Here is a 21,025-nt window from a genome sequence, read left to right as displayed (position 1 = left end):
GGCTGCCGTGGCGCTCAGTCCGCCAGCCCAGCCGGCAGGCGGACCACGAACTCGGCGCCGCCGCCCATGCGGTTGCGCGCATAGATGAGACCATGGTGCGCGCTGACGATTTCACGGCAGATCGCCAGGCCCAGCCCGGTGCCGCCGGCGCCGCTGCGGGTGTGGCTGCTCTGCACGAACTTGTTGAACACCGATTCGAGTTCGTCATCCGGAATGCCCGGCCCGCGATCGGAGACACGCAGTTCCAGTGCCATGCCGTGACCCGGCATGCCGGCGCGACCGGATTCCATCCGCGCTACGTCGAGCTCGATGCGTACCTCGCCCGCCTGCTGCGAGAACTTGAGCGCGTTGGAGAGCAGGTTGCGCACCACCTGGGCGAACAGCTTGGCATCCACGATCGCCATGGCCGGCGAAGGCCCCGCAACCTTCACCGCAATGCCGGTGTTGGCGGCAAGCGCCTCGAACTCATCGACCACCTGCTGTACCAGCGGGAAGACATCACGCCGGGCAAGACTCATCTCCATGCGGCCGGATTCGAGCTTGGCCAGGTCGAGCAGGTCGTCGAGCAGCCCCATGAGCCGCTCGCCGCTGGCCACGATGCGGCTGAAATAGCCCTGCAGGCGTTCCGGCGTGGCCGAGTCGCTGCGCTCGACGCCCAGCCGTGCAAAGCTCAGGATGCCGTGCATCGGCGTGCGCAATTCATGTGACATATTGGTCAGGAACAGCGACTTGGCAGCGTTGGCCCGCTCGGCTTCGTCCTTGGCGGCCGAGAGCCGCATCTCGGCCAGGCGCCAGGGCGTAACATCGAAGTTGGCGCCCACGATCACTGGCCGGCCCTCGTCATCCAGACAGCTGCCCTTGGCGATCACGCGGTAGCGCGGGTGCCCGGTGACCGGATGCGGACGGAATTCTTCCTTGAGCACCGAGTGGCCCGCCAGCACTTCGGCATCTTCGGCAAACACGATGCCGGACGTCACCGGATTCACCGCCGAAGGCCGGCCGATCAGGTGCTCGCGCGGCATGCCGCGATCCTTCGCGAACGCGGTATTCACCATCAGATAGCAGCTCTTCGCATCCTTCACGTAAACCGGCTGCGGGATCACGTCGATCAGGCGCTGCACATACTGCTGGATACGTTCGCGACGCGCCGTTTCCCGGCTCAGGGCCTCGGCCAGCTGGCGTTCGGCCAGGCGCCAGGGCGTCACGTCGAACACCGAGACCACGATCACGGCGCGGCCGGCCGCGTCTTCGCAGGAGGCCTTGGAAATGACGCGATAGCGATCCTCACCCGAGACCGGATGCGGCTTGTGTTCTTCCTTGACCACCATTTCGCCGCCGGCCAGCACTTCGCGATCCTCGTCCAGGCTGAGGATGGCCCCCTTCGGGTCACCCCGGCAGATATGCACCGAGGGCATGCCCTCGAGCTCGGTCTTGCTCAGCTTGCGGTCCCGCGCAAAGGCATCGTTGACGAGCAGGAAACGGCTCTGCGCATCCTTCACATACACCGGGTAGGGAATCACGTCGATCAGGCGCTGGATGTAGCGCTGGGTCAGTTCGTGATTGTGCTGCTCGCGCTCCAGCGCCTCGGTCAGCTCACGCTCGGCCTGCAGCCAGCGCGTGATGTTGAAGTTGGCGACCACGATGACCGGATTGCCCTCCGCATCGAGACAGCTGCCCTTGGAGACCAGACGATGGCGCTCGGGCCCGGCCGGGCCATCGAGCCGGTGCTCTTCCTTGATGATGACTTCGCCCGCCAGCACGGCGGCATCTTCCTCCTGCACGAGCCGGACGAGGTCGGGGTTGGAATCCTTGACCCAGGCATAGGAGTGCAGGCCGATCAGATCCTCGCGTGCCCGGCCCAGCTCGCGCAGGTGAGCGTCGTTGACGAGCAGGAAACGGCTCTGCGCATCCTTCACATAGACCGGCTGGGGAATCAGGTCGATCAGTTGCTGGACGAAGGCCTGGGTGCGCTCGCGCCGGGCCACCTCGCGATCGAGGGCTTCCTTGAGCTCGCGCTCGGCCTGGTACCAGCGGGTCACGTCGAAGCTCGCGACCACGATCACCGGTCGGCCATCGGCGTCCAGACAGGCACCCTTGCTGACCACGCGATGACGCTCCTTGCCGGTGAGCAGCCAGGGGCGGTGGTCTTCCTTGAGGATGCGGGCACCGGCCAGCACCTCGAGGTCTTCCTTGCGCACCATGTCACCGACATCCGGCTCGTTCTCGCCCACCCGGGCGATCGAGTCCATGCCGGGAATCGAGGCCTTGGGCTGGCGGAAGTCCCGCGCGAAGGCGTCATTGACCATGAGATAGCGACTGTCGGCCGACTTCACATAGACCGGCTCGGGAATCATGTCGATCAGGCGCTGGAAGAAATCCTGGGTGCGCTCGCGCCTCAGGGTTTCGCGCTCGAAGGCCTGCTGCAGACGTTCCTGGGCATGCTGAAGATCGGTCACGTCGGTCAGCACCACCAGGAGCACGCGCTCGCCGTTGGCGCCACGACCGGTGACCTTGTGAGTGAGGAAGTGACGGGGCCCGGCCACGCCGTTGCGGAGCACGAACTCGCCCTGGATCTGGCTGCCATCGGGCTTGGCGAGCAAGGCCAGCTCGTCGCGGTTGATCGGCGCGGCCTCTTCCTCGCCGATCAGGTCAGCCAGCGAGCGGCCGGTGAAATCCCCCACCTGCGGCACAAGCGCCAGCGCCGCGCGATTGACCATCAGGTAGCGCAGGGCTTCATCCTTGACCAGCACGGGGTTGGGCATGGCCTCGAACATGGTCTGGAGGAAGTCGCGCGTCCGGGCCACCGCCCGCTCGGCCTGCCGCCAAGGCGTCACATCGAAATTGGAGCCGACGATCACCGGCTGGCCATCGGCATCCAGGCAGGCACCCTTGCTGATGAGCCGGAAGCGCTCTTCGCCGGTGTACATGTGCGGCAGGCATTCTTCCTTGCTGATCGTCTCGCCGGCCAGCACGCGCTGGTCCTCGTCGCTGATGCGCCGCGCCAGTTCGCGGTCCGGTGCAAAACCATGCGAGGAATGGCCGACCAGCTCGTCGCGGCTGCGCCGGCGCTCGCGGCAGAAGGCGTCATTGACCAGCAGGTAATTGCTCTGCGCGTCCTTCACGTACACCGGCTGCGGAATCATGTCGATCAGCCGCTGCACATAGGCCTGCACGCGTGCGCTGCGCGCCTGTTCGCGCTCCAGGGCACGCTGCAGCGCGCGCTCGGCATCCCGCCAGCGCGACAGGTCAAAGCAGGCTCCCACGATCACCGGCTTGCCGCTCATGCCTTCGCAGGCGCCCTTGCTGAGCAGCATGTCGCGCCAGGGCTCGAGTTCGGGCAGATCCACATGCACTTCGCGCGTGAGGCATTGCCCGGCGAGTACGGCGCGATCCTCGCCGTCATCCAGCACATGTACCGGCGAAGGCGGCAATTCCGCCGGCATGCGGCCGGTCACCGCATGCATCGGCACGCCCAGCGCCCGCGCGTGGGCCTGGTTCGCCATCAGGTAATGGCCCTCGGCATCACGCACGAACACCGGATGCGGAATCACGTCGATCAGGCTCTGCACGAAGCGCCGGCTGCGGGCCAGGGCCTCGATCTGTGCCTGCGCGGCACCGGCCTCGCGGCTGCAATCGCTCAGCAACAGCAGGATCTGCGGCCGGCGAGCGGCGCCATCGAGCAGCTGCCCACGCAGCGCATACAGGGCCGGCGCATGGCCCGGACGCTCGAGCCAGACCTGCTCTTCTTCCGGCGCCCTGCCCGCCAGCAGCGCCGCGCACAGACGCTCGCGTGCCGGCGTCCAGTCAGGCGGCAGGACTTCGCTGGCCGGCGCGTCGAGCAGGGTGTGGCGTGGCCGGCCCAGCAGCGCCGCGAAACGCTCGTTGCAGGCACTCAGACGGCCGCACGCCGTCTGCACCAGATAGGGCAGCTCGCCCAGCGCCAGGGCAGCATGGGCCTGCGCCAGCTCGCGACGCAGGTTCAGGCAATACCGCAGCAACAGGGCCGGCAGCGGCAGCGCCGCCGCGAGCACGCTGCAAACGGGATCCAGTCCGTGTGCCCGTCCGGCGCTGAAAATCACCAGTGCGGCAGCCGCAGCTGCCCACCACGCCGCAAGTCGATGCTCACGCCCCATCATTGCCTGTCCGCACTTGAAATGTTCGCCACCAGCTTACCGTGTCGGCCCCCTGCCGCAACTGTGCAAAACCCGCCTTCCAAACGCATGACGCAAAAAAGCCGCCCGAAGGCGGCTTCCTTGCAACACCGTTACAACACTGGTGCTTACTTCTTGCTGCTGTCCTTGGAGGCGGCAGCCTTGGCAGCCGGCTTGGCGGCGGCGGGCTTCGGCGCTTCCGGCTTGGTCACTTCGAGGAGCTCCACCTCGAAAGCCAGCGTGGCGGACGGCGGAATCGGACCGCCCGGGGTGCCCTGGTCGCCATAGGCGATGGCCGGCGGGCAGATCAGCTTGGCCTTGCCGCCCACCTTCATCTTGGCGACACCTTCGGTCCAGCACTTGATCACGCCACCAAGCGGGAACTGGGCCGGCTCGTTGCGGGAATAGGAGGAATCGAACTCCTTGCCGTCAGGCAGGGTGCCGCGATAGTGCACCTTGACGATATCGGTCGCAGCGGGCGACGCGCCGGTGCCTTCCTTGACCGGGATGTAGATCAGGCCGGAAGCGGTCTTCACCGCGCCCTTTTCCTGCGCAGCCTTGTCGGCGAAGGCCTTGCCTTCAGCCTTGGTCTTCTCGGCGCGCACGGCGGCACGGGCCTGGGCCAGCTGCTGGATCTTGGGACCGTAGGTTTCCATCTCGACGGCAGACTTGGTGCCGGAAGCGGCGTCGGTCATGCCCTTCTTGATGAATTCCAGCTCGGCCGGCGTGGCATTGAAGGAATTGGACACCTGCTGACCCAGCACGGTACCGAGCGCGTAGAAGGTTTTCTGCTCGTCGGTCATGTCGGCCGCGAATACCGCCGGCACCAGCACGATGCTTGCCAGCGCGAAAGCGAATTTTTTCATCGATCTTCCTTTGACTGTTTGAGTCCGCGCCCGAAGACGACGCGGAGGGCCTTGAAGCATACGGCATTCGGACCTCAAAGGCTGCAAGGCGGTGCGAACGTTTGTCGGCCACCCGCTCGCGAACCGGGTTTCCGGTCCGGAAACCCCTCCACTGGCTTTACAATTCTTCACATCCTTACCCTGCCCCTCTCTGGAGACCTGCATGCTCATCAGCAACATGGAAATCGTTCCCGGCAAGACCGTGGTGAAACATCTCGGCCTGGTTCAGGGCAGCACCGTCCGCGCCAAGCATATCGGCCGCGATCTGATGGCGAGCCTGAAGAACATCGTCGGTGGCGAGCTCAAGGGTTACACCGAACTGCTCGAAGATGCACGCCGGGAGGCCGTCGAGCGGATGACCGCGCAGGCCGAATCCATCGGCGCCAACGCGGTGCTGAACGTGCGCTTCTCCACCTCTTCCGTCGCCCAGGGTGCGGCCGAGCTCTTTGCCTACGGCACCGCCGTGGTGCTGGAATGAGCCGCCTCACACCCCTTGCCGGAGGCATGCGATGACCGGGCAGATTCTCAACCTCATCCTTTTCCTCGTCCTGCTGCTGGTGGGTTTCATCGCCGGCAGGCTGGCCGAATCCAGCCACTACCGCTCGATCCGCGCGCGTGAAAAAGCCCTGGCGAAGATCCTCGTCTTCTCGGAGCGCCTGCCGCCACCGATGCATCCGGCGCCCGCAAGCCGGCTGGTCAGCGGCTCGGCCGTGATCTCGGTGGATTACTTCAAGCGCTTCGTCGCCGGCCTGCGCATGATTTTCGGTGGTCGCCTCGGCAGCTACGAAACCCTGCTCGATCGCGCCCGCCGCGAAGCCGTGTTGCGGATGAAGGAAGAGGCTATGCGCAAGGGCGCCATCCAGGTCTGCAACGTTAAGTTCGCCACCTGCCCGATTTCGTCCGGCACCAAAGACGGCGTGAAATGCGTCGAGGTGCTGGCCTACGGCACCGCGCTGATCCCCCGCCGATGAGCCTGCAGGGCGGAGCGGACCCGCGCTACAGCAATCCCGAGCTCCCGGAAGGCATCAACGCGTCGGAAGAACATCCGCTGCGTGAATTCGCCTGGCTCGGCACCGGCGCGGTGGCGCTGGTGCTGGTCATCGTGTTCGCGCTGGGCTGGGCAGGACAATGGATGGGCGCGCTGATTCCGTTTTCCTTCGAAACCCGGCTCGCGGCCAGCGTGGCCAGTCCGCTGCGCGAAGCGGCCGACAGCCCCGCGCGCGAGGCCCTGCAGAAGCTGGCCGACCGGCTGGTCAAGGCAGATCCGCTGCCGGAGGGCATGCGGATCACCCTTCACCTGGCCGACAGTGCGGAGCGCAATGCCTTCGCCACGCTGGGCGGCCATGTGTTCGTCACCCGGGGGCTGCTCGACGCCTTGCCCAGCGAAAACGCGCTGGCCATGGTGTTGGCGCACGAGATCGGGCATGTCCGCCAGCGCCATGTCATCCGCAGCATCGGACGCGGCCTGCTGGTCAGCCTGGCGCTGGGCGTGCTGACCGGCACCGGCCAGGATGATCCGGCCAGCGGCGCGCTCAGCCAGGCGGGGCTGACCAGCGCACTCGGTTTCAGCCGGGATCAGGAGCGCGAAGCCGACCAGCTCGGCCTGCACGCGCTGCAGGCGCTCTACGGCCATGTGGCTGGCGCGGCCTCACTGTTCGAACTGCTGGAAAAGGAGCACGGCCTCCGCGCGCCGGAATGGTTCAACAGCCATCCCGACAATGCCGCCCGCATCGCTGCGATCGAGATGCACGCCCGCACCGCGGGCTGGCCACTGCAGGGCGCACAATCACCGATGCCATCAGCATTGGCCGCCGCTGCCGCGCAATGAAACCGGGGCCTGTCCCCTTGCGGCGACAGGCCCCGTGAGCTCTGGCCGGGCAAGCTCATGCCGCCCGGGTAACGCGGCAACTCAGAGAATCATGCCGGCGCCAACGGTGTTGTTGTTGCTCTCGTCGATCACGATGAAGGCGCCGGTCGCGCGGTTTGCGCTGTAGGCGTCGGCAAAGACCGGCTGGGCGAGCTTGAAGCCGACCTTGGCGATGTCGTTCATCGCGAGCTGAGCCGCCTCGACATGCGCCTGAGAGTTCACATCCACCTTGAAACCGATGCCGGTGAGCTTGGCCTTGGTGGTGCGCGTGGTGTGGCGGATCAGGTAAGTGCGGGCCGGCGACAGCGGCGTCTCGGAGAGCCAGCACAGCATGGCCTCGATCTCCTTCTTCTGCTCGGGGACTTCGGCCGACTTCACCAGCATGTCGCCGCGCGAGATGTCGATTTCATCTTCGAGCAGGAGCGTCACCGATTGCTCGGTCACGCCTTCGGCAATGTCCACGCCACCGATCTGCACCGCCTTCACGCGGCTCTCGCGGCCGTTGGGCAGTGCGGTCAGCAGATCACCGACCTTGACCGAACCGGACTCGATGCGCCCCTGGAAGCCGCGGTAGTCATGCAGCTCGGGGTTGGCGGAATCCTGCGGACGGCAAACGTACTGCACCGGGAAGCGGAAGGCCTCGGCGTGACCGGCATGCGAGCTCGGCGCAGCTTCCAGCAATTCGAGGAGCGTCGGGCCGGTGTACCAGCTCATCGCTTCGGAGCGGTCGACCAGATTGTCGCCATTGAGGGCGGACATCGGGATGAAGCGAATATCGCGTCCATCGGCAAACAGCCCCATCTTCGCGATGAAGGCCTGATAGTCGGCCACGATGGCATCGAACTTCGCCTGGTCATGATCGATCAGGTCCATCTTGTTCACCGCCACCACCACATTGGGGATGTTCACCAGATGCGCGAGATAGCTGTGACGACGGGTTTGCGTCAGCACACCCTTTCGCGCATCGATCAGGATGATGGCCAGATCGGCGGTGGACGCGGCCGTCACCATGTTGCGGGTGTACTGCTCGTGGCCAGGTGCATCGGCAATGATGTACTTGCGCGTGCCGGTGGAGAAATAGCGGTAGGCCACATCGATGGTGATGCCCTGCTCGCGCTCGGCCTGCAGGCCGTCGGTCAGCAGCGAGAGGTCAACCGCCTCCATGCCGCGGCGGGCGGAGGTTTTCTCGATGGCGTTGAGCGTATCGGCAAGGATGGCCTTGGTGTCATACAGCAGGCGCCCGATCAGGGTGCTCTTGCCGTCATCCACGCTGCCGCAGGTCATGAAGCGCAGCAGGCCGTTGTCGGTGATGTTTTCGTGTGCAGACATGTTCTGGTTCCGTTCCGTACATTCCGTCGGCATGCGCCGCTCAGAAGTAGCCTTCCTTCTTGCGCTGTTCCATCGATGCTTCCGAAGTCTGGTCGTCCAGACGCGTGGCGCCGCGCTCGGTGATCGTGGTGGTGGCCGTTTCAATGACGATCTTCTCGACCGTGTCGGCATCCGAGAGCACCGGCGCGGTACAGGGGATGTCACCCACGGTGCGGAAACGTACGGTCTGCGAAATCACCTCTTCGCCAGGCTTTGGCACATTCAGCACTTCACCGCTGGCGAGTTGCACGTTCACCGGCATCATTGCGCCGCCGCGCATCACCACATCGCGCTGGTGCGAGAAGTAGATCGAGGGCAGCTCGAGCTTCTCGCGCTCGATGTATTGCCACACATCCATCTCGGTCCAGTTGCTGATCGGGAAGGCGCGGATATTCTCGCCCTTGTGCACGCGGGCGTTGTAGAGACTCCACAATTCCGGGCGCTGGTTCTTCGGGTCCCATGAGCCGAATTCGTCGCGGAAGCTCATCACGCGCTCCTTGGCGCGGGCCTTCTCTTCGTCGCGACGCGCACCACCGATACAGCAGTCGAACTCGAACTCGGCGATCGCTTCGAGGAGCGTCACGGCCTGATGCTTGTTGCGCGATTCGTCAGCTGACTTCAGCACCACGGTGCCGCGCTTCATCGAGTCCTCCACCGAACGCACGATCAGGCGCTCGCCCAGCTCGGCCGCGCGGCGGTCACGGAAATCGATCACTTCCTGATAGTTGTGGCCGGTGTCGATGTGCATCAGCGGGAAGGGGAACTTGCCGGGGCGGAAGGCCTTCTCGGCCACCCGCAGCATGCAGATGGAATCCTTGCCGCCCGAGAACAGCAGCACCGGGCGTTCGCACTGGCCGGCGACCTCCCGCATGATGTGGATGGCCTCGGCTTCGAGCCAGTCGAGGTGAGAGAGGGTTTGTTTGGTCAGGGTCGTCATGGTTGGATCATCAGCACTTCGCCCGGCAGGGCCGGACTCGGGAAATCATTTCTTGTGGAGACCGCATTCCTTGAGGGTCGGGTCTTCCCACCACCAGCGGCCGGCACGTACGTCTTCGCCGACGGCAATCGCGCGCGTGCAGGGCGCGCAGCCGATGCTGGGGTAGAACTGGTCGTGCAGCGCGTTATAGGGCACACCGTGGATGCGGATGTAGGCCCAGACGTCCTGCTCGCTCCAGTCGGAGAGCGGGTTGTATTTCTCCAGCCCGTTCGCCTCGTCGAACTGGCGCACCGGCAGATCGGTGCGGGTGGCACTCTGTGCGGCGCGCATGCCGGTGATCCAGGCCGCTTTGCCGGCGAGTGCACGACGCAGCGGCTCGACCTTGCGGATCGCGCAGCAGCGCTTGCGGAGCTCCACCGAATCGTAGAAGGCGTTGATGCCCTCGGTCCGCACATACTGCTCGACGGCGCTGGCTTCCGGGAAGAAAACCTTGAGCTTCGCGCCATAGTGCTTCTCCACCTCGCCCATCAGCGTGTAGGTGTCGGCAGGCAGGCGGCCGGTATCGAGCGAAAAGATCTCGATCGGCAGCTTTTCGGACAGGATGAGATCGGTCAGCACCATGTCTTCGGCGCCGAAGCTGTTGGCGAAGGTCACCTCGCCATGCGCTTCGGTGATCGCATGCAGCAGCTCGAGCGCGTTCGCCCGCCGGGCCGCGATATTGATGCGCACCACCTCGTCGATGACCGGATTCGTCGCCGGATTGGTCGCGCGCGGCCGGTTGAGGAAAGAGACGGCCTCTGCCATGTCAGCCCCGTGCATGCCGACGCCATACCGGCTGGTCGATCACGACCGCAGCCTGGTAGGGCTCGGAAAAGTCACCCAGCGACGCGATCGCGTCAGACGCGGAACGATCGGCGCGGATCTGGTAGGCATCAAAGCCGCAGCGCTTCATGAAGAAGAGCTGGTCGCGCAGCACGTCACCAAAGGCCCGCAACTCGTTGCGATAGCCGAAGCGGCTGCGCAGCAGGCTGGCGCTGGAGTAGGCACGGCCATCGGCAAAGCGCTCGATGAACACGGCGATCAGCGGGAACACGTTGAGATCTGCCTGCGCTTCGGCGAGCGTCTCGACCAGCTCGCAGGTTTCCAGCCACACGCCGACTTCGCCGGCCGCCAGGCGCGACTCGAACTCTGCCCGGCGTGCGATGAACACCGACAGCGGCAGCACGACCTTGCCGCTGGCCGGCACGGCGGTGGCGGCGATCTGCTCGGCAGTCGCGGCTTCCACCCCGGTCAGGCGGAACTGCACGACCTTGCCGGCCTGTTTCTTCACTTCGGCTTCGCCTGCCGGCAGACGCACGATCTGCCAGCTGTCGTCGGCCACGATCACGGCGCTGCCGTTCTGCAGCTTGATCAGATTGCTCATGGCTCAGGCCTCCACTTTCTTCTTGGCCGGCTGGCGGTCGGCATACACGCGCTCCTTGAAGGGCGCAGGGCCGAGACGGCGCACGGTATCGATGAAACGCTCTTCCGGCAAACGCGCCTCCACATAGACGTCGATCAGGCGCTTGACCACGCCGGCGACTTCGTCGGCCGCAAAGGACGGTCCGATCACTTCACCGAGGCTGGCGTCATTGCCCTGCTTGCCGCCGATGCTGACCTGGTACCACTCGGAGTCGTTCTTATCGACGCCGAGAATGCCGATGTGGCCCACGTGGTGGTGACCGCAGGAATTCATGCAGCCGGAAATGTTGAGCTCGAGATCGCCAATGTCATGCTGATAGTCGAGGTCATCGAAGAGCTGCTGGATGGATTCCGCAATCGGAATGCTCTTGGCATTGGCGAGATCGCAGAAGCTGCCGCCCGGGCAACAGATGATGTCGGTGATCAGCCCGATATTGGGCGTGGCAAGGCCGGCAGCGCGGGCTTCGAGCCACAGCGCATGCAGGTCGGCCAGCTTCACGTCGGAGAGCACGATGTTCTGCTCGTGGGTGGTACGCAGCTCGCCGAAGCTGTAGCGCTCAGCCAGATCGGCAACGATGTCGAGCTGGCGATCGGTTACGTCTCCGGGGGCGATGCCGGTCACCTTCAATGACAGCGTCACGGCGCGATAGCCCGGCTGGCGGTGGGCGTGCACGTTGCGTTTCACCCAGTTGGCAAAGGCTTTCTCTTCAGTCAGCTTCGCGGAAAAACCGGCGTCGTCTTCAGGCAGCGACTCGTAGGCCGGTGCCGTGAAACACTTCGCGATGCGGTCAAACTCGGCCTGGGTCAGCGTGTTGACGCCATCCTTGTGATGCGCCCACTCGGCCTCGACCTGACGGCGGAATTCCTCGATGCCCAGCGCCTTCACCAGAATCTTGATGCGGGCCTTGTAGAGGTTGTCGCGACGGCCCCAGCGGTTATAGACGCGCAGGATGGATTCGCTGTAGCTCAGCATGTGCTGCCAGGGCAGCGCTTCCTCGATTACTTCGCCGAGGATGGGCGTGCGGCCCAGCCCCCCACCGACCCAGACCTTGATGCGCAGCTCGCCGGCCGCGTCGCGGAAGAACTCCAGACCGATGTCATGCATCTGGACCACGGCGCGGTCATTGACCGAACCGCTCACCGCAAACTTGAACTTGCGGGGCAGCAGTGCGAATTCGGGATGGAAGGTGCTCCACTGACGCAGGATCTCGGCCAGCGGACGCGGATCGACGACTTCATCCGGCGCGATGCCGGCGAACTGGTCGGTGGTCACATTGCGGATGCAGTTGCCGGAGGTCTGGATGGCATGCATCTGGACACTGGCCAGCTCGGCCAGGATGTCCGGCACGTTCTTGAGTTCGGGCCAGTTGTACTGGAAGTTCTGCCGGGTCGAGACGTGGGCATAGCCCTTGTCATAGGTCCGCGCCACATGGGCCAGCTTGCGCGCCTGCTTCGCATTGAGCAGGCCATAGGGCACGGCCACACGCAGCATCGGGGCATAACGCTGGATGTAGAGGCCGTTCTGCAATCTCAATGGCTTGAATTCGTCATTGGTCAGCTCACCTGCCAGATAACGGCGGGTCTGGTCGCGAAACTGCGCCACGCGCTCGTCCACGATCCGCTGGTCATATTCGTCGTAGATGTACATCGTCGGTTCTCTCTGGTGAATCAGTTTGCCGCGATCAGCTTGGAGCCGATCAGGAGCAGCATGCCGGCAAGAATCGGGCGAAGGATCTTTTCCGGCACGCGTGCCGACACCTGGCTGCCGATCCAGATTCCGGGCAGGGAGCCCACGAGCAGGCTGCCTAGCAGGTACCAGTCGACGCTGCCGACCAGCCAGTGGCCGGCGCCTGCCACAAGCGTGAGGGGCACGGCATGAGCGATGTCGGAGCCCACGATGCGGTGCGCGGGCAGGGAAGGATACAGGAAGAAAAGCGCCGTCACACCCAGCGCACCAGCCCCTACCGAGGAGATGGAAACCAGCACGCCAAGGATGGCACCGGTCAGCACGGTGAGCCAGAAGGTGCGGCGCGGATTCGGCGTGGCCGGGGCACGATGCGCGCCGAAAGCCTGGATCTGCCTCCGGAAGATCAGCGAAATGGCGGTCAGCACCAGCGCGATGCCCAGCGCAAAGGAGATCAGGCGCGACGCGCCGCCGATGCCCCCCGGGAAGAAATGATGGACCAGGAACAGGGTCAGCGCCGCGGCGGGAATCGAGCCATACGCCAGCGCCCGGGTGATTGACCAGTCGACCGTCCCCTTGAGACCATGGGCCAGCGTGCCGCCGGCCTTGGTGACCGAGGCGTAGAGCAGGTCGGTACCGACGGCCACGGAGGGCGAAACGCCGAACAGCAGAACCAGCAAGGGGGTCATCAGCGAGCCGCCGCCCACGCCGGTCAAGCCGACAATGGCGCCGACGGCAAAGCCGGCCAGGGGATACATGAGGTCCATCAGAAATCTTCCGTCAGGAAAGGCAGTGTCAGGGGATGGGGCGATTCTAGGGAGCAGGCCTGCTCGCCGACCCCCGGGTTCCCACGGATGCTTAGAATTATTCGTGATATAGAATTCATAAAATCTTCAGACTGTCCGCTTCGCATGAACCTTCAGCAACTGCGTTATGTGCTTGAAATCGTCCGGCACAAGCTTTCCGTCTCGGACGCCGCCAATGCGCTCTACACCTCGCAGCCCGGTGTCTCGAAGCAGGTGAAGCTGCTGGAGGAAGAGCTCGGCATCGAAATCTTCGTGCGCCATGGCAAGCGCCTCACCGCGGTCACCGAGCCGGGTCGCCAGGTCATGGCGATTGCCGAGCGCATGCTGCGCGAGGCCGACAACCTGCGTCAGGTGGGCCAGGACTTCCGCAACGAGGATGCCGGACGGCTGGTGATCGCCACCACCCACACCCAGGCACGCTACGCCCTGCCCCGCGTGGTGGCGGACTTCATGCGCCGCTTTCCGAAGGTCCAGCTTCATATCCACCAGGGCAATCCGCGCCAGATCTGCGAGCAGGTCCTGGCCGGCGAGGCGGATATCGCGATCGCCACCGAAGCGGCGTCCGACCTGGGCGATCTGGTGCTGCTGCCCTGCCATCAGTGGAACCGCAGCGTGATCGCACGCAAGGGTCACCCCATCCTGCGCGAGCATCCGCTCACGCTGGAGGCGATCAACCGCTTCCCGATCATCACCTACGACCCGGCCTTCACCGGCCGCAGCCAGATCAACAAGGCCTTCCTCTCCCGCGGCCTCAAGCCCAACGTGATCCTGACCGCGATCGACTCGGACGTGATCAAGACCTATGTGAACATGGATCTGGGCATCGGCATCATCGCCAGCATGGCCTTCGATCCGCTGGTCGACCGGGAGCTCGCGGTGATGGACGCGGCCCACCTCTTCGAATCCTCCACCACCCGCATCGGCCTGCCGCGCAACGCCTGGCTGCGCGGCTATGCCTACGCCTTCATCGAGATGTTCGCGCCGCACATCAGCCGCCATGTGGTGGACGCCGCACTCGCCGGCACCGAGGGCAGCGACCCGGGCCTCTAGACCGCAGGCGGCCGTGACGCAGCGCACGGACAGGGTCAGCGCTGACTCAACCCCGCGCCGGCCGGGCCGTTAAACCGGACGTACCCTGTCGCCTCTCGCTCCGGTTCCATGCTTGGCAAACTGATTTCTTCCTTCCAGCGCTGGCTCGCGGACGAGCCCGCCGTGCAGCGCGCAGCCCCTGCCGCGACAGAAGCCGTTTCCGGCAGCGCGCCGGTTTTCCCGTCGGCCGGGCAGGCCGGCACGGCCCCCGCGCTGCCTGCCGGAACGGCGCCGGAGGCCGGCGAACCCGTTCTGGTCCATCGCGAAGTGCTTGATGAGCAACTGGATATCCGCGGCGTGGAATTCTTCATCCGCGGAGAGCTGCGCGACAAGCTCAACACCCAGCGCAGCAGCATGCGCCGCTTTCTCGACAGCATGCTGGTCGACCAGCTCGCCAGCCTGCGCCACGCCCCGATGCGGCACCGCCAGATCTGGCTCCAGCTGTCGGACACCAGCCTGCAACGTCTGGGCACCGGCAAGCTGCCTGCGCGCACCTGCGTGCTGCTGAGCTGTGAGACCCCGTTCTCGCCCGCGCCGGCCGAAACACGGGAGGCACTCGCGGTGCTGCATGAAGCCGGGCACGAAGTCTGGCTGGACGACGCCATCGGCACCCCCTGGTTCAGCAGTCTGGCCGAGCAGGCGGACGGCGCGATGCTGCGCCTCGCCCTGCGCACACCCTTCGAGGCGGACGAGCTCTTGCGCATGGCGCGGGAGGCACGCCCCGGGCTGCGTCTGGGGGCCTGGGATGTGAACACGCCGGAAGATTTCGATCTCGCCCGCCGGCTGCGCTGCACGCGCTTCTCCGGCAGCTTCGTGACCCGTCGTGAAGACTGGAGCGGGCGCGAACTCTCACCCCAGATGCTGACCGTAGCCTCGCTGATCAACCAGATACGCGAAGAGCTCAACTACCGCGAAGTGGCACGGGTGCTCAAGCAGGATATGGCAATGTCCTACCGCCTGCTCCGCTACGTGAATGCCGCGGCGCATGGCCTCACCCAGCGCATCTCCGGCATCGAGCAGGCACTGATGATTCTCGGTCAGGAGCAGCTCGACCGCTGGCTCACCCTGCTGCTGCTCTCGGGCGGCGCCATGGGCGACTCGGCGATCACCGAAATCGCCCTGACCCGCGCGCGCTTCCTGGAACTCTGCGCCGCTGGCCGGCTGAGCGCCGAACAGTGCGACAAACTCTTCGTGCTGGGCCTGTTCTCGATGCTCGACGTCGCACTGAAGGTACCGCTGGAAGCCGCAATCCGGCCCTTGCGCCTCGCAGACACGATGAATGCCGCGCTGCTCGCCCGCGAGGGGCTTTTCGGCACCTATCTCTCGCTCGCGGACGCCTGCGAGCGCGGCGTGGCCAGCGAGATCATCCGTCATGCCGTGCAGCTCGGCCTGACCAGCAGCAAGGTCAGCAGCCGCCGCATCGAAGCCATCAACTGGGTGGCCGACATCGCCAGCCAGCCGGAGCAGCGCGTGGCCTGACACCCGTCAGGGTCGCACCGAAAAACAAAAGGCCCGCCAATCCGGCGGGCCTTTTTCATGAAGCCTTGCTGCGATTACTTGTCGCTCAGCGCTTCCACGCCCGGCAGCGCCTTGCCTTCGAGGAACTCCAGCGATGCACCACCACCGGTGGAGACGTGCGAGACCTGGTCCTCCAGACCGGCCTTTTCCACAGCCGCCACGGAGTCACCACCACCGACCACGGTGATCGCGCCCTTGGCGGTCGCTTCGGTCAGCGCGTTGGCCACGGCGTAGGTGCCAACAGCCGAAGCGTCGATCTCGAACACGCCCATCGGGCCGTTCCACAGCACGGTCTTCGCGCCACGGATGATGTCAGCGTAGAGCGCAGCGCTCTTGGAGCCGATATCGACGCCTTCCTGATCCGCCGGGATGGCGGTGGAAGCGACTTCGACGAGGCCATCCAGCGTGCGGGCGCCGAAGTCCAGCTTCTTCGTGACCATGGTGTCGATCGGCAGCACCAGCTTGTCGCCGGCCTTGGCCATCAGGCTCTTCGCGAGTTCAACCTTGTCGTTCTCGCACAGCGAGTTGCCGACTTCATAGCCTTGTGCCTTGAGGAAGGTGAAAGCCATGCCGCCACCGATCAGGAGCTTGTCGACCTTCGGCAGCAGCGCTTCGATCACATCGATCTTGCCGGAGATCTTCGAGCCGCCAATGATCGCCACCAGCGGGCGCACCGGCTTGTTCACGGCTTCACCGAGGAAATCGAGTTCCTTCTTCAGCAGCAGGCCGGAAGCGCGCGGCAGATTGATGCCGACCACCGAGCTGTGTGCGCGGTGCGCGGTGCCGAAGGCGTCCAGCACGAACACGTCGCCATGACGCGACAGCGCTGCGCGGAAGGCTTCGATGGCTTCCGGCGTGGCCTTGGTGACGTTGCCTTCCTTGTCCTTGACCTTGCCTTCTTCTTCCAGGTGGTAGCGCACATTTTCGAGCAGCACCACTTCGCCGGCGGCGAGCTTGCTGGTCACGGCTTCGATTTCGGCGCCGACGCAGTCGGACAGGAACTTCACCGGGCGGCCCAGCAGTTTTTCCAGACGCTCGGCCACCGGGGCCAGCGTGCACTTGGCGACGACCTTGCCATCGGGGCGGCCGAGGTGCGACATGAGGACGACGGAAGCGCCCTTGTCCAGCGCGTACTTGATGGTCGGCAGGGCGGCACGGATGCGCTTGTCGCTTTCAACAACGCCGTTGTTCACCGGCACGTTGAAGTCGACGCGCATCAGCACGCGCTTGCCGGCGAGATCGAGATCCTCGATGAAAAGCTTGGTCATGGTCAGTCCTGTTGTGAGATTGGAAGGCAAGGGGATGAGCCCCCCATTCTACAAACAATCCTCGGGAATGGCAGCGAGCATGGGCGCCCGGCGGCCTTCATGGCGCAAGCCACTGATTTTTGTCAATTTTTGTAGCTGCCTTGCCTTCGGAAAAACCGCTTGCTAGCTTGGGTTGCACATCGAAAAAGGCACACCCGTCGAAAGGCGGGGCCGCAAAGTTACCGGTCTAAAGCGCAAGCCATGACAGCGGGACCGCCGGAATGCTCCAGCCAACTGGTCTGGGCCTCCTGTCGTCCTGCCCGCACGCCCGCGCGACGGCCACCGAAGAGGAGAGACCATGGCTTCAACGCACGCACGCACCCGCCCCCCCGTTCGCAAACCTGCCGTCCTGCTGCTGGCGCTGATCCTGCCGGCCGGCGCGGCCAGCGCGGCGACCTACGCGCCCTGGCTCAGGCAGATCGGCGTCAGCGATACGGTGATGTCCGCCGCCAACTGGGGCACCGGGCAGATGCTGGGCGTGGTCGACACCGGCATCAATCCGACCCACCCGGTGTTCGCGAGCGGCCAGGTCTCGCAAGCACTGAGCAGCTGTGCGGCGGTCAGCTTCCGCTGCAGCAATGGCTTCCGCGATGACAATTCCCACGGCACCGCCGTCGCCGAGATCGCGGCGGGCAATGCCAAATTTGCCTGGACCACCAGCTATGGCGGCTACACCACCACCGCCGGCAGCGTGATCAGCGTGGCACCGAATGCCAATATCCTGGCCGAGAAGGTGCTCAACGCGGCCGGCAGCGGCTACAGCACCGACGTGGCCAATGGCGTGCGCAAGGCGGCTGACGCCGGCGCGATGGTGATCAATGTGTCGATCACCTATGGCAACACGGCCGACATCGTGTCGGCGATCAACTACGCCACCTCGAAGGGCGCGGTGATCGTCTGGGCCGGTGGCAACAGCAATGTCGCGCTGCTCAACGGCGCGAACACCACCGGCCTGACGGCACAGGCGATCAGCCGGCTGGTTTTCGCCGGCTCGGTGAGCCCGACCAACACGAAATCCTCCTTCAGCAACACGCCGGGCAGCGGCAAGCTGGTGAATACGGCAGGCCAGGCCACGAACTATTCCGCACGCTGGCTGGTGGCGCCGGGCGAAGCCATCCTCGCGCCCTACACTACGGCCGGCACGAGCGCCTGGTCCTACTGGTCGGGCACTTCGATGGCAGCACCAGTGGTAAGCGGCTCGCTGCTGCTGGTGCAGTCCGCCTGGCCCATCCTGCGGACCCGTGGCACCGCCATCGATCTGCTGCTGGCCACCTCAACCGATCTGGGTGCAGCCGGTGCGGACGGCACCTATGGCATGGGTCTGGTGAATCTCGCCAAGGCTTTCCAGCCGGTCGGCACGCTCACCGTCACCCGCGCCAACGGCAGCACGATCGCGGTCAGCAGCCTCACCGGCGCGCTGATCACCGGTGGCGCGCTGGGCAGCCTGTCGGCCGTGCAGGCGAGCCTCGCGAACTACACCGCGCTGGACAGCTACGCGCGCAATTTCAGCGTCAATCTGGCGGGGCTGATCCGCTCGCCCTCGACGGCGGCCAGCCTCAACGCGCTGCCGAGCAATGTGAACACCGGTCCCCGGCGCGTCACGCTGGCCGATGGCCGCGAGCTGGCCTACTGGCAATCCGGCGTCGACCGGGCGGCGGATCATCGCGGCGAGTTCGGCTTCAACGAGGAGCGCGTCAATTTCCGCCAGCAGGGCTTCGCCTTGCTGGCCGACCCACGCAGCGGCAATACCCTGGCCTTCGGTCAGGGCTATCCGGCGCAGTACGCCTGGACCCGCGCGCTGACGGAGGACGCCGGCCTTGCCCTGCTGGCGCACGATGCCGCCTCGCCCGGGCTGGTCAGCCTGGCCCAGGGCGGCAGCCTGGTCGCCGCCGGCATGCGCCTGAACGAACGCACACGCTTCGCCCTGAGCTGGAGCAGCACCGCCAGCCCGGCGGGTGATGTGGCGAATGCCTGGAACATGCCGGAAGGACGCAGCCTGCGGGCGGGCCTGGACTACCGTCTCAACCGCTTCCTTGATGCCGGGGTGATTGTCAGCACGCTGAGCGAACCCCACGGTCTGCTCGGCAGCACCTATGACAGGAGTTCGGCGATCAGCCTCGGCCGCAACGAAAGCCTCGGCTACGGCGCCTCGCTGGGCCTGCGCCTCAACGAGCGCCGCCGGATGCTGCTCGAAGGCGGCGTGGTCAGCACCCGCAGCAATCAGTCCAGCGGCATGTTCGCCGGCACCGATACGCTGCGCAGCACGCACTGGAGCCTGAGCTATCAGGAGCAGGAACTGTGGCGCAAGGGGGATCGCCTCAGCTTTGGGATCAGCCAGCCCCTGCGCGTCAGCAGCGGCCGCATCGGCGTGGTCTCCACGCAGATCGCGGAAGACGGCGAGCCCTTCCAGCAGACCGACTGGGTCAGCCTCGCACCGACCGGGCGCGAGCTGGATCACCGCATCGGCTACCGCATGCCCGCAAGCCACCAGAGCGAACTGCTGCTGCAGGCGAGCTACCGGCAGGATGCCGGCAATCTGCGCGGTCATGATGACGCCGGCGTGAGCGCCCGCTGGAATACCCGCTTCTGAGCCGACGCTGGAAACGGAAAGGGGCGCCCGTCGGGCGCCCCTTTTTCATGCCGGCTTCAAACGGTTTCAGCCGAACATCACGCGGCCTTCAACCAGGGTGTGGCGCACCACGCCCGGCAGGGGCATACCGAGGAAGGGCGTGTTCTTGCCCTGGCTCTTCAGCTGCTCGCGACTCAGGACCTGCTCGCCTTCGGCATCGAAGATCACCACGTCCGCGCGGGCGCCGACGCCAAGATGACCGCCCTTGGTAATCCCCATGATGCCGGCGGCATTGGCGGTGACGCGGGCCAGCGCATCGGCCAGCGGCACACGGTCTTCGCGCGCCCACTTGATCACCAGCGGCAGCAGCAGTTCAAGGCCGGTCATGCCTGGCTCGGATTCGGCAAAGGGCGCCTGCTTGCCATCGTCATCCACCGGCGTGTGGTCGGAGCAGACCGCGTTGATCTCGCCGGATGCGAGGCCCGCACGCAGCGCGGCGCGGTCGCGCTGGCCGCGCAGCGGCGGCACCACATAGCACTGCGGGTCGAAATAGCCGATGTCCATGTCGCACAGATGCAGATGGTGGGCGGCGATGTCGCAGGTCACGTCCAGCCCTTCCGAACGCGCACGGCGAATCGCTTCCAGCGCGGAGGCAGACGAGATGCGGGTGATGTGCAGCTTCACGCCGGTCAGGCGCGCAAGGCGCAGGTGCTTGTCGAGCTCGATGGTCTCGGCTTCGACCGGAATCGCGGTCAGACCGAGGCGGGAAGCGACTTCGCCGTCATGCGCCACACCGGATTTGCCCAGCCAGGGATCCACCGGCTGAAGCCAGACGCGGAAATCGAAGGTCGCCGCATACTGCATCGCCCGCATCAGCACCTGGGTATCACGCACCGGCGTGTTGGCCTGACCGAAGGCCACGCAACCGGCTTCGACCAGCTCGGCCATCTCGGTGATGCGTTCGCCCTTGAGCCCGTTTGTGAGGGCGCCGACCGGATAGACGTGGGCACAATTGAGCTTGCGGGCACGGAAGCAGAGCATCTCGACCAGACCCGGCTCGTCGAGCACCGGATCGGTGTCCGGCGGGCAGGCCAGGCTGGTGATGCCGCCGGCCATCGCCGCCTGCATTTCGGACTCCAGTGTGGCGCGGTATTCGAAGCCCGGCTCGCGCAGGCGAGCCGACAGATCCACCAGTCCGGGCGCCACGATCAGGCCTTTGGCATCGATCACCCTGTCGGCGGCAAAACCGGCCGGGGCAGCGCCCAGCGCGGCGATCTTGCCGTCAATGATGAAGACGTCCTGCAGCGCATCGATCTGGTTGGCCGGGTCGATCACGCGGCCGTTTGCAATCTGGATATTCATC

The 21,025-nt window shown here is 65.5% G+C and carries 16 protein-coding genes and 1 riboswitch; of the genes, 6 read left to right on the top strand and 10 right to left on the bottom strand.

Going from position 1 to position 21,025, the window contains the following annotated elements; translation table 11 throughout:
- Positions 1-14: 14 nt before the first annotated feature.
- Positions 15-4,136: a PAS domain-containing protein gene (locus tag ABDB87_RS08645; RefSeq protein ID WP_345925981.1), complete on the bottom strand. Its 4,122-nt coding sequence runs from the start codon at positions 4,134-4,136 to the stop codon at positions 15-17.
- 143 nt (positions 4,137-4,279) lie between these two features.
- Positions 4,280-5,017 (bottom strand): FKBP-type peptidyl-prolyl cis-trans isomerase, encoded by a 738-nt coding sequence (locus tag ABDB87_RS08640; RefSeq protein WP_345925979.1) that lies wholly within the window; start codon positions 5,015-5,017, stop codon positions 4,280-4,282.
- 202 nt (positions 5,018-5,219) lie between these two features.
- Here ABDB87_RS08640 and ABDB87_RS08635 point away from each other — a divergent pair, with 202 nt between their 5' ends.
- The 3 genes from ABDB87_RS08635 to ABDB87_RS08625 are packed head-to-tail and all read left to right on the top strand — an operon-like array spanning position 5,220 to position 6,884.
- A complete protein-coding gene (locus ABDB87_RS08635) occupies positions 5,220-5,534 on the top strand; it encodes a YbjQ family protein (RefSeq protein WP_345925977.1) in 315 nt (104 codons plus the stop codon).
- 31 nt (positions 5,535-5,565) lie between these two features.
- Entirely contained in the window at positions 5,566-6,027 is a 462-nt protein-coding gene (locus ABDB87_RS08630; RefSeq protein ID WP_345925975.1) for a YbjQ family protein, read from the top strand.
- Complete coding sequence (locus ABDB87_RS08625) at positions 6,024-6,884, top strand: M48 family metallopeptidase (protein ID WP_345925974.1); 861 nt, start codon at positions 6,024-6,026, stop codon at positions 6,882-6,884. Before ABDB87_RS08630 ends, ABDB87_RS08625 begins: the two co-directional genes overlap by 4 nt.
- 81 nt (positions 6,885-6,965) lie before the next feature.
- Here the strand turns inward: ABDB87_RS08625 and ABDB87_RS08620 are convergent, their stop codons facing one another.
- From ABDB87_RS08620 to ABDB87_RS08595, 6 genes are read right to left on the bottom strand one after another with little or no spacing between them, the layout of a single operon-like run.
- Positions 6,966-8,252 carry a sulfate adenylyltransferase subunit 1 gene (locus tag ABDB87_RS08620; protein ID WP_345925973.1) on the bottom strand — a complete coding sequence of 429 codons (1,287 nt, stop codon included), beginning with the start codon at positions 8,250-8,252 and terminating at the stop codon, positions 6,966-6,968.
- A 40-nt stretch (positions 8,253-8,292) separates the two neighbouring features.
- The gene (gene cysD / locus ABDB87_RS08615) at positions 8,293-9,228 is read right to left on the bottom strand and encodes a sulfate adenylyltransferase subunit CysD (RefSeq protein ID WP_345925971.1); all 936 of its coding nucleotides are present in this window, start codon (positions 9,226-9,228) and stop codon (positions 8,293-8,295) included.
- Positions 9,229-9,273: 45 nt separating this feature from the next.
- Positions 9,274-10,032, bottom strand: a complete 759-nt coding sequence (locus tag ABDB87_RS08610) for a phosphoadenylyl-sulfate reductase (protein ID WP_345925970.1) — start codon at positions 10,030-10,032, stop codon at positions 9,274-9,276.
- A gap of 1 nt (position 10,033) precedes the next feature.
- Positions 10,034-10,651 carry a DUF934 domain-containing protein gene (locus tag ABDB87_RS08605; RefSeq protein ID WP_345925968.1) on the bottom strand — a complete coding sequence of 206 codons (618 nt, stop codon included), beginning with the start codon at positions 10,649-10,651 and terminating at the stop codon, positions 10,034-10,036.
- 3 nt (positions 10,652-10,654) lie between these two features.
- Positions 10,655-12,337 (bottom strand): nitrite/sulfite reductase, encoded by a 1,683-nt coding sequence (locus ABDB87_RS08600; protein ID WP_345925967.1) that lies wholly within the window; start codon positions 12,335-12,337, stop codon positions 10,655-10,657.
- 20 nt (positions 12,338-12,357) lie between these two features.
- Positions 12,358-13,140, bottom strand: coding sequence for a sulfite exporter TauE/SafE family protein (locus tag ABDB87_RS08595; protein WP_345925966.1), 783 nt, complete (start codon positions 13,138-13,140; stop codon positions 12,358-12,360).
- Positions 13,141-13,284: 144 nt separating this feature from the next.
- Here ABDB87_RS08595 and cysB point away from each other — a divergent pair, with 144 nt between their 5' ends.
- Both cysB and ABDB87_RS08585 read left to right on the top strand, forming a co-directional pair.
- Entirely contained in the window at positions 13,285-14,229 is a 945-nt protein-coding gene (gene cysB, locus ABDB87_RS08590) for an HTH-type transcriptional regulator CysB (RefSeq protein ID WP_345925964.1), read from the top strand.
- A 108-nt stretch (positions 14,230-14,337) separates the two neighbouring features.
- Complete coding sequence (locus tag ABDB87_RS08585) at positions 14,338-15,747, top strand: EAL and HDOD domain-containing protein (protein WP_345925962.1); 1,410 nt, start codon at positions 14,338-14,340, stop codon at positions 15,745-15,747.
- Between the two features lie 74 nt (positions 15,748-15,821).
- On the opposite strand, the gene ABDB87_RS08580 is transcribed toward ABDB87_RS08585, so the two are convergent.
- Positions 15,822-17,054 (bottom strand): phosphoglycerate kinase, encoded by a 1,233-nt coding sequence (locus ABDB87_RS08580; protein ID WP_345925960.1) that lies wholly within the window; start codon positions 17,052-17,054, stop codon positions 15,822-15,824.
- A gap of 177 nt (positions 17,055-17,231) precedes the next feature.
- Positions 17,232-17,314, top strand: a riboswitch (cyclic di-GMP riboswitch).
- 77 nt (positions 17,315-17,391) lie between these two features.
- Here ABDB87_RS08580 and ABDB87_RS08575 point away from each other — a divergent pair.
- Positions 17,392-19,683, top strand: coding sequence for a S8 family peptidase (locus tag ABDB87_RS08575; RefSeq protein ID WP_345925958.1), 2,292 nt, complete (start codon positions 17,392-17,394; stop codon positions 19,681-19,683).
- A gap of 66 nt (positions 19,684-19,749) precedes the next feature.
- Here the strand turns inward: ABDB87_RS08575 and ABDB87_RS08570 are convergent, their stop codons facing one another.
- Positions 19,750-21,024 (bottom strand): dihydroorotase, encoded by a 1,275-nt coding sequence (locus ABDB87_RS08570; protein WP_345925956.1) that lies wholly within the window; start codon positions 21,022-21,024, stop codon positions 19,750-19,752.
- Between the last annotated feature and the right edge of the window lies 1 nt (position 21,025).

Origin of the sequence: Uliginosibacterium paludis (assembly GCF_039631355.1) — a bacterium.
Taxonomy (GTDB): Bacteria; Pseudomonadota; Gammaproteobacteria; order Burkholderiales; family Rhodocyclaceae; genus Uliginosibacterium; species Uliginosibacterium paludis.
Note: the sequence above shows the minus strand (reverse complement) of the source record. Positions and strands in the feature narration are given on the sequence as shown.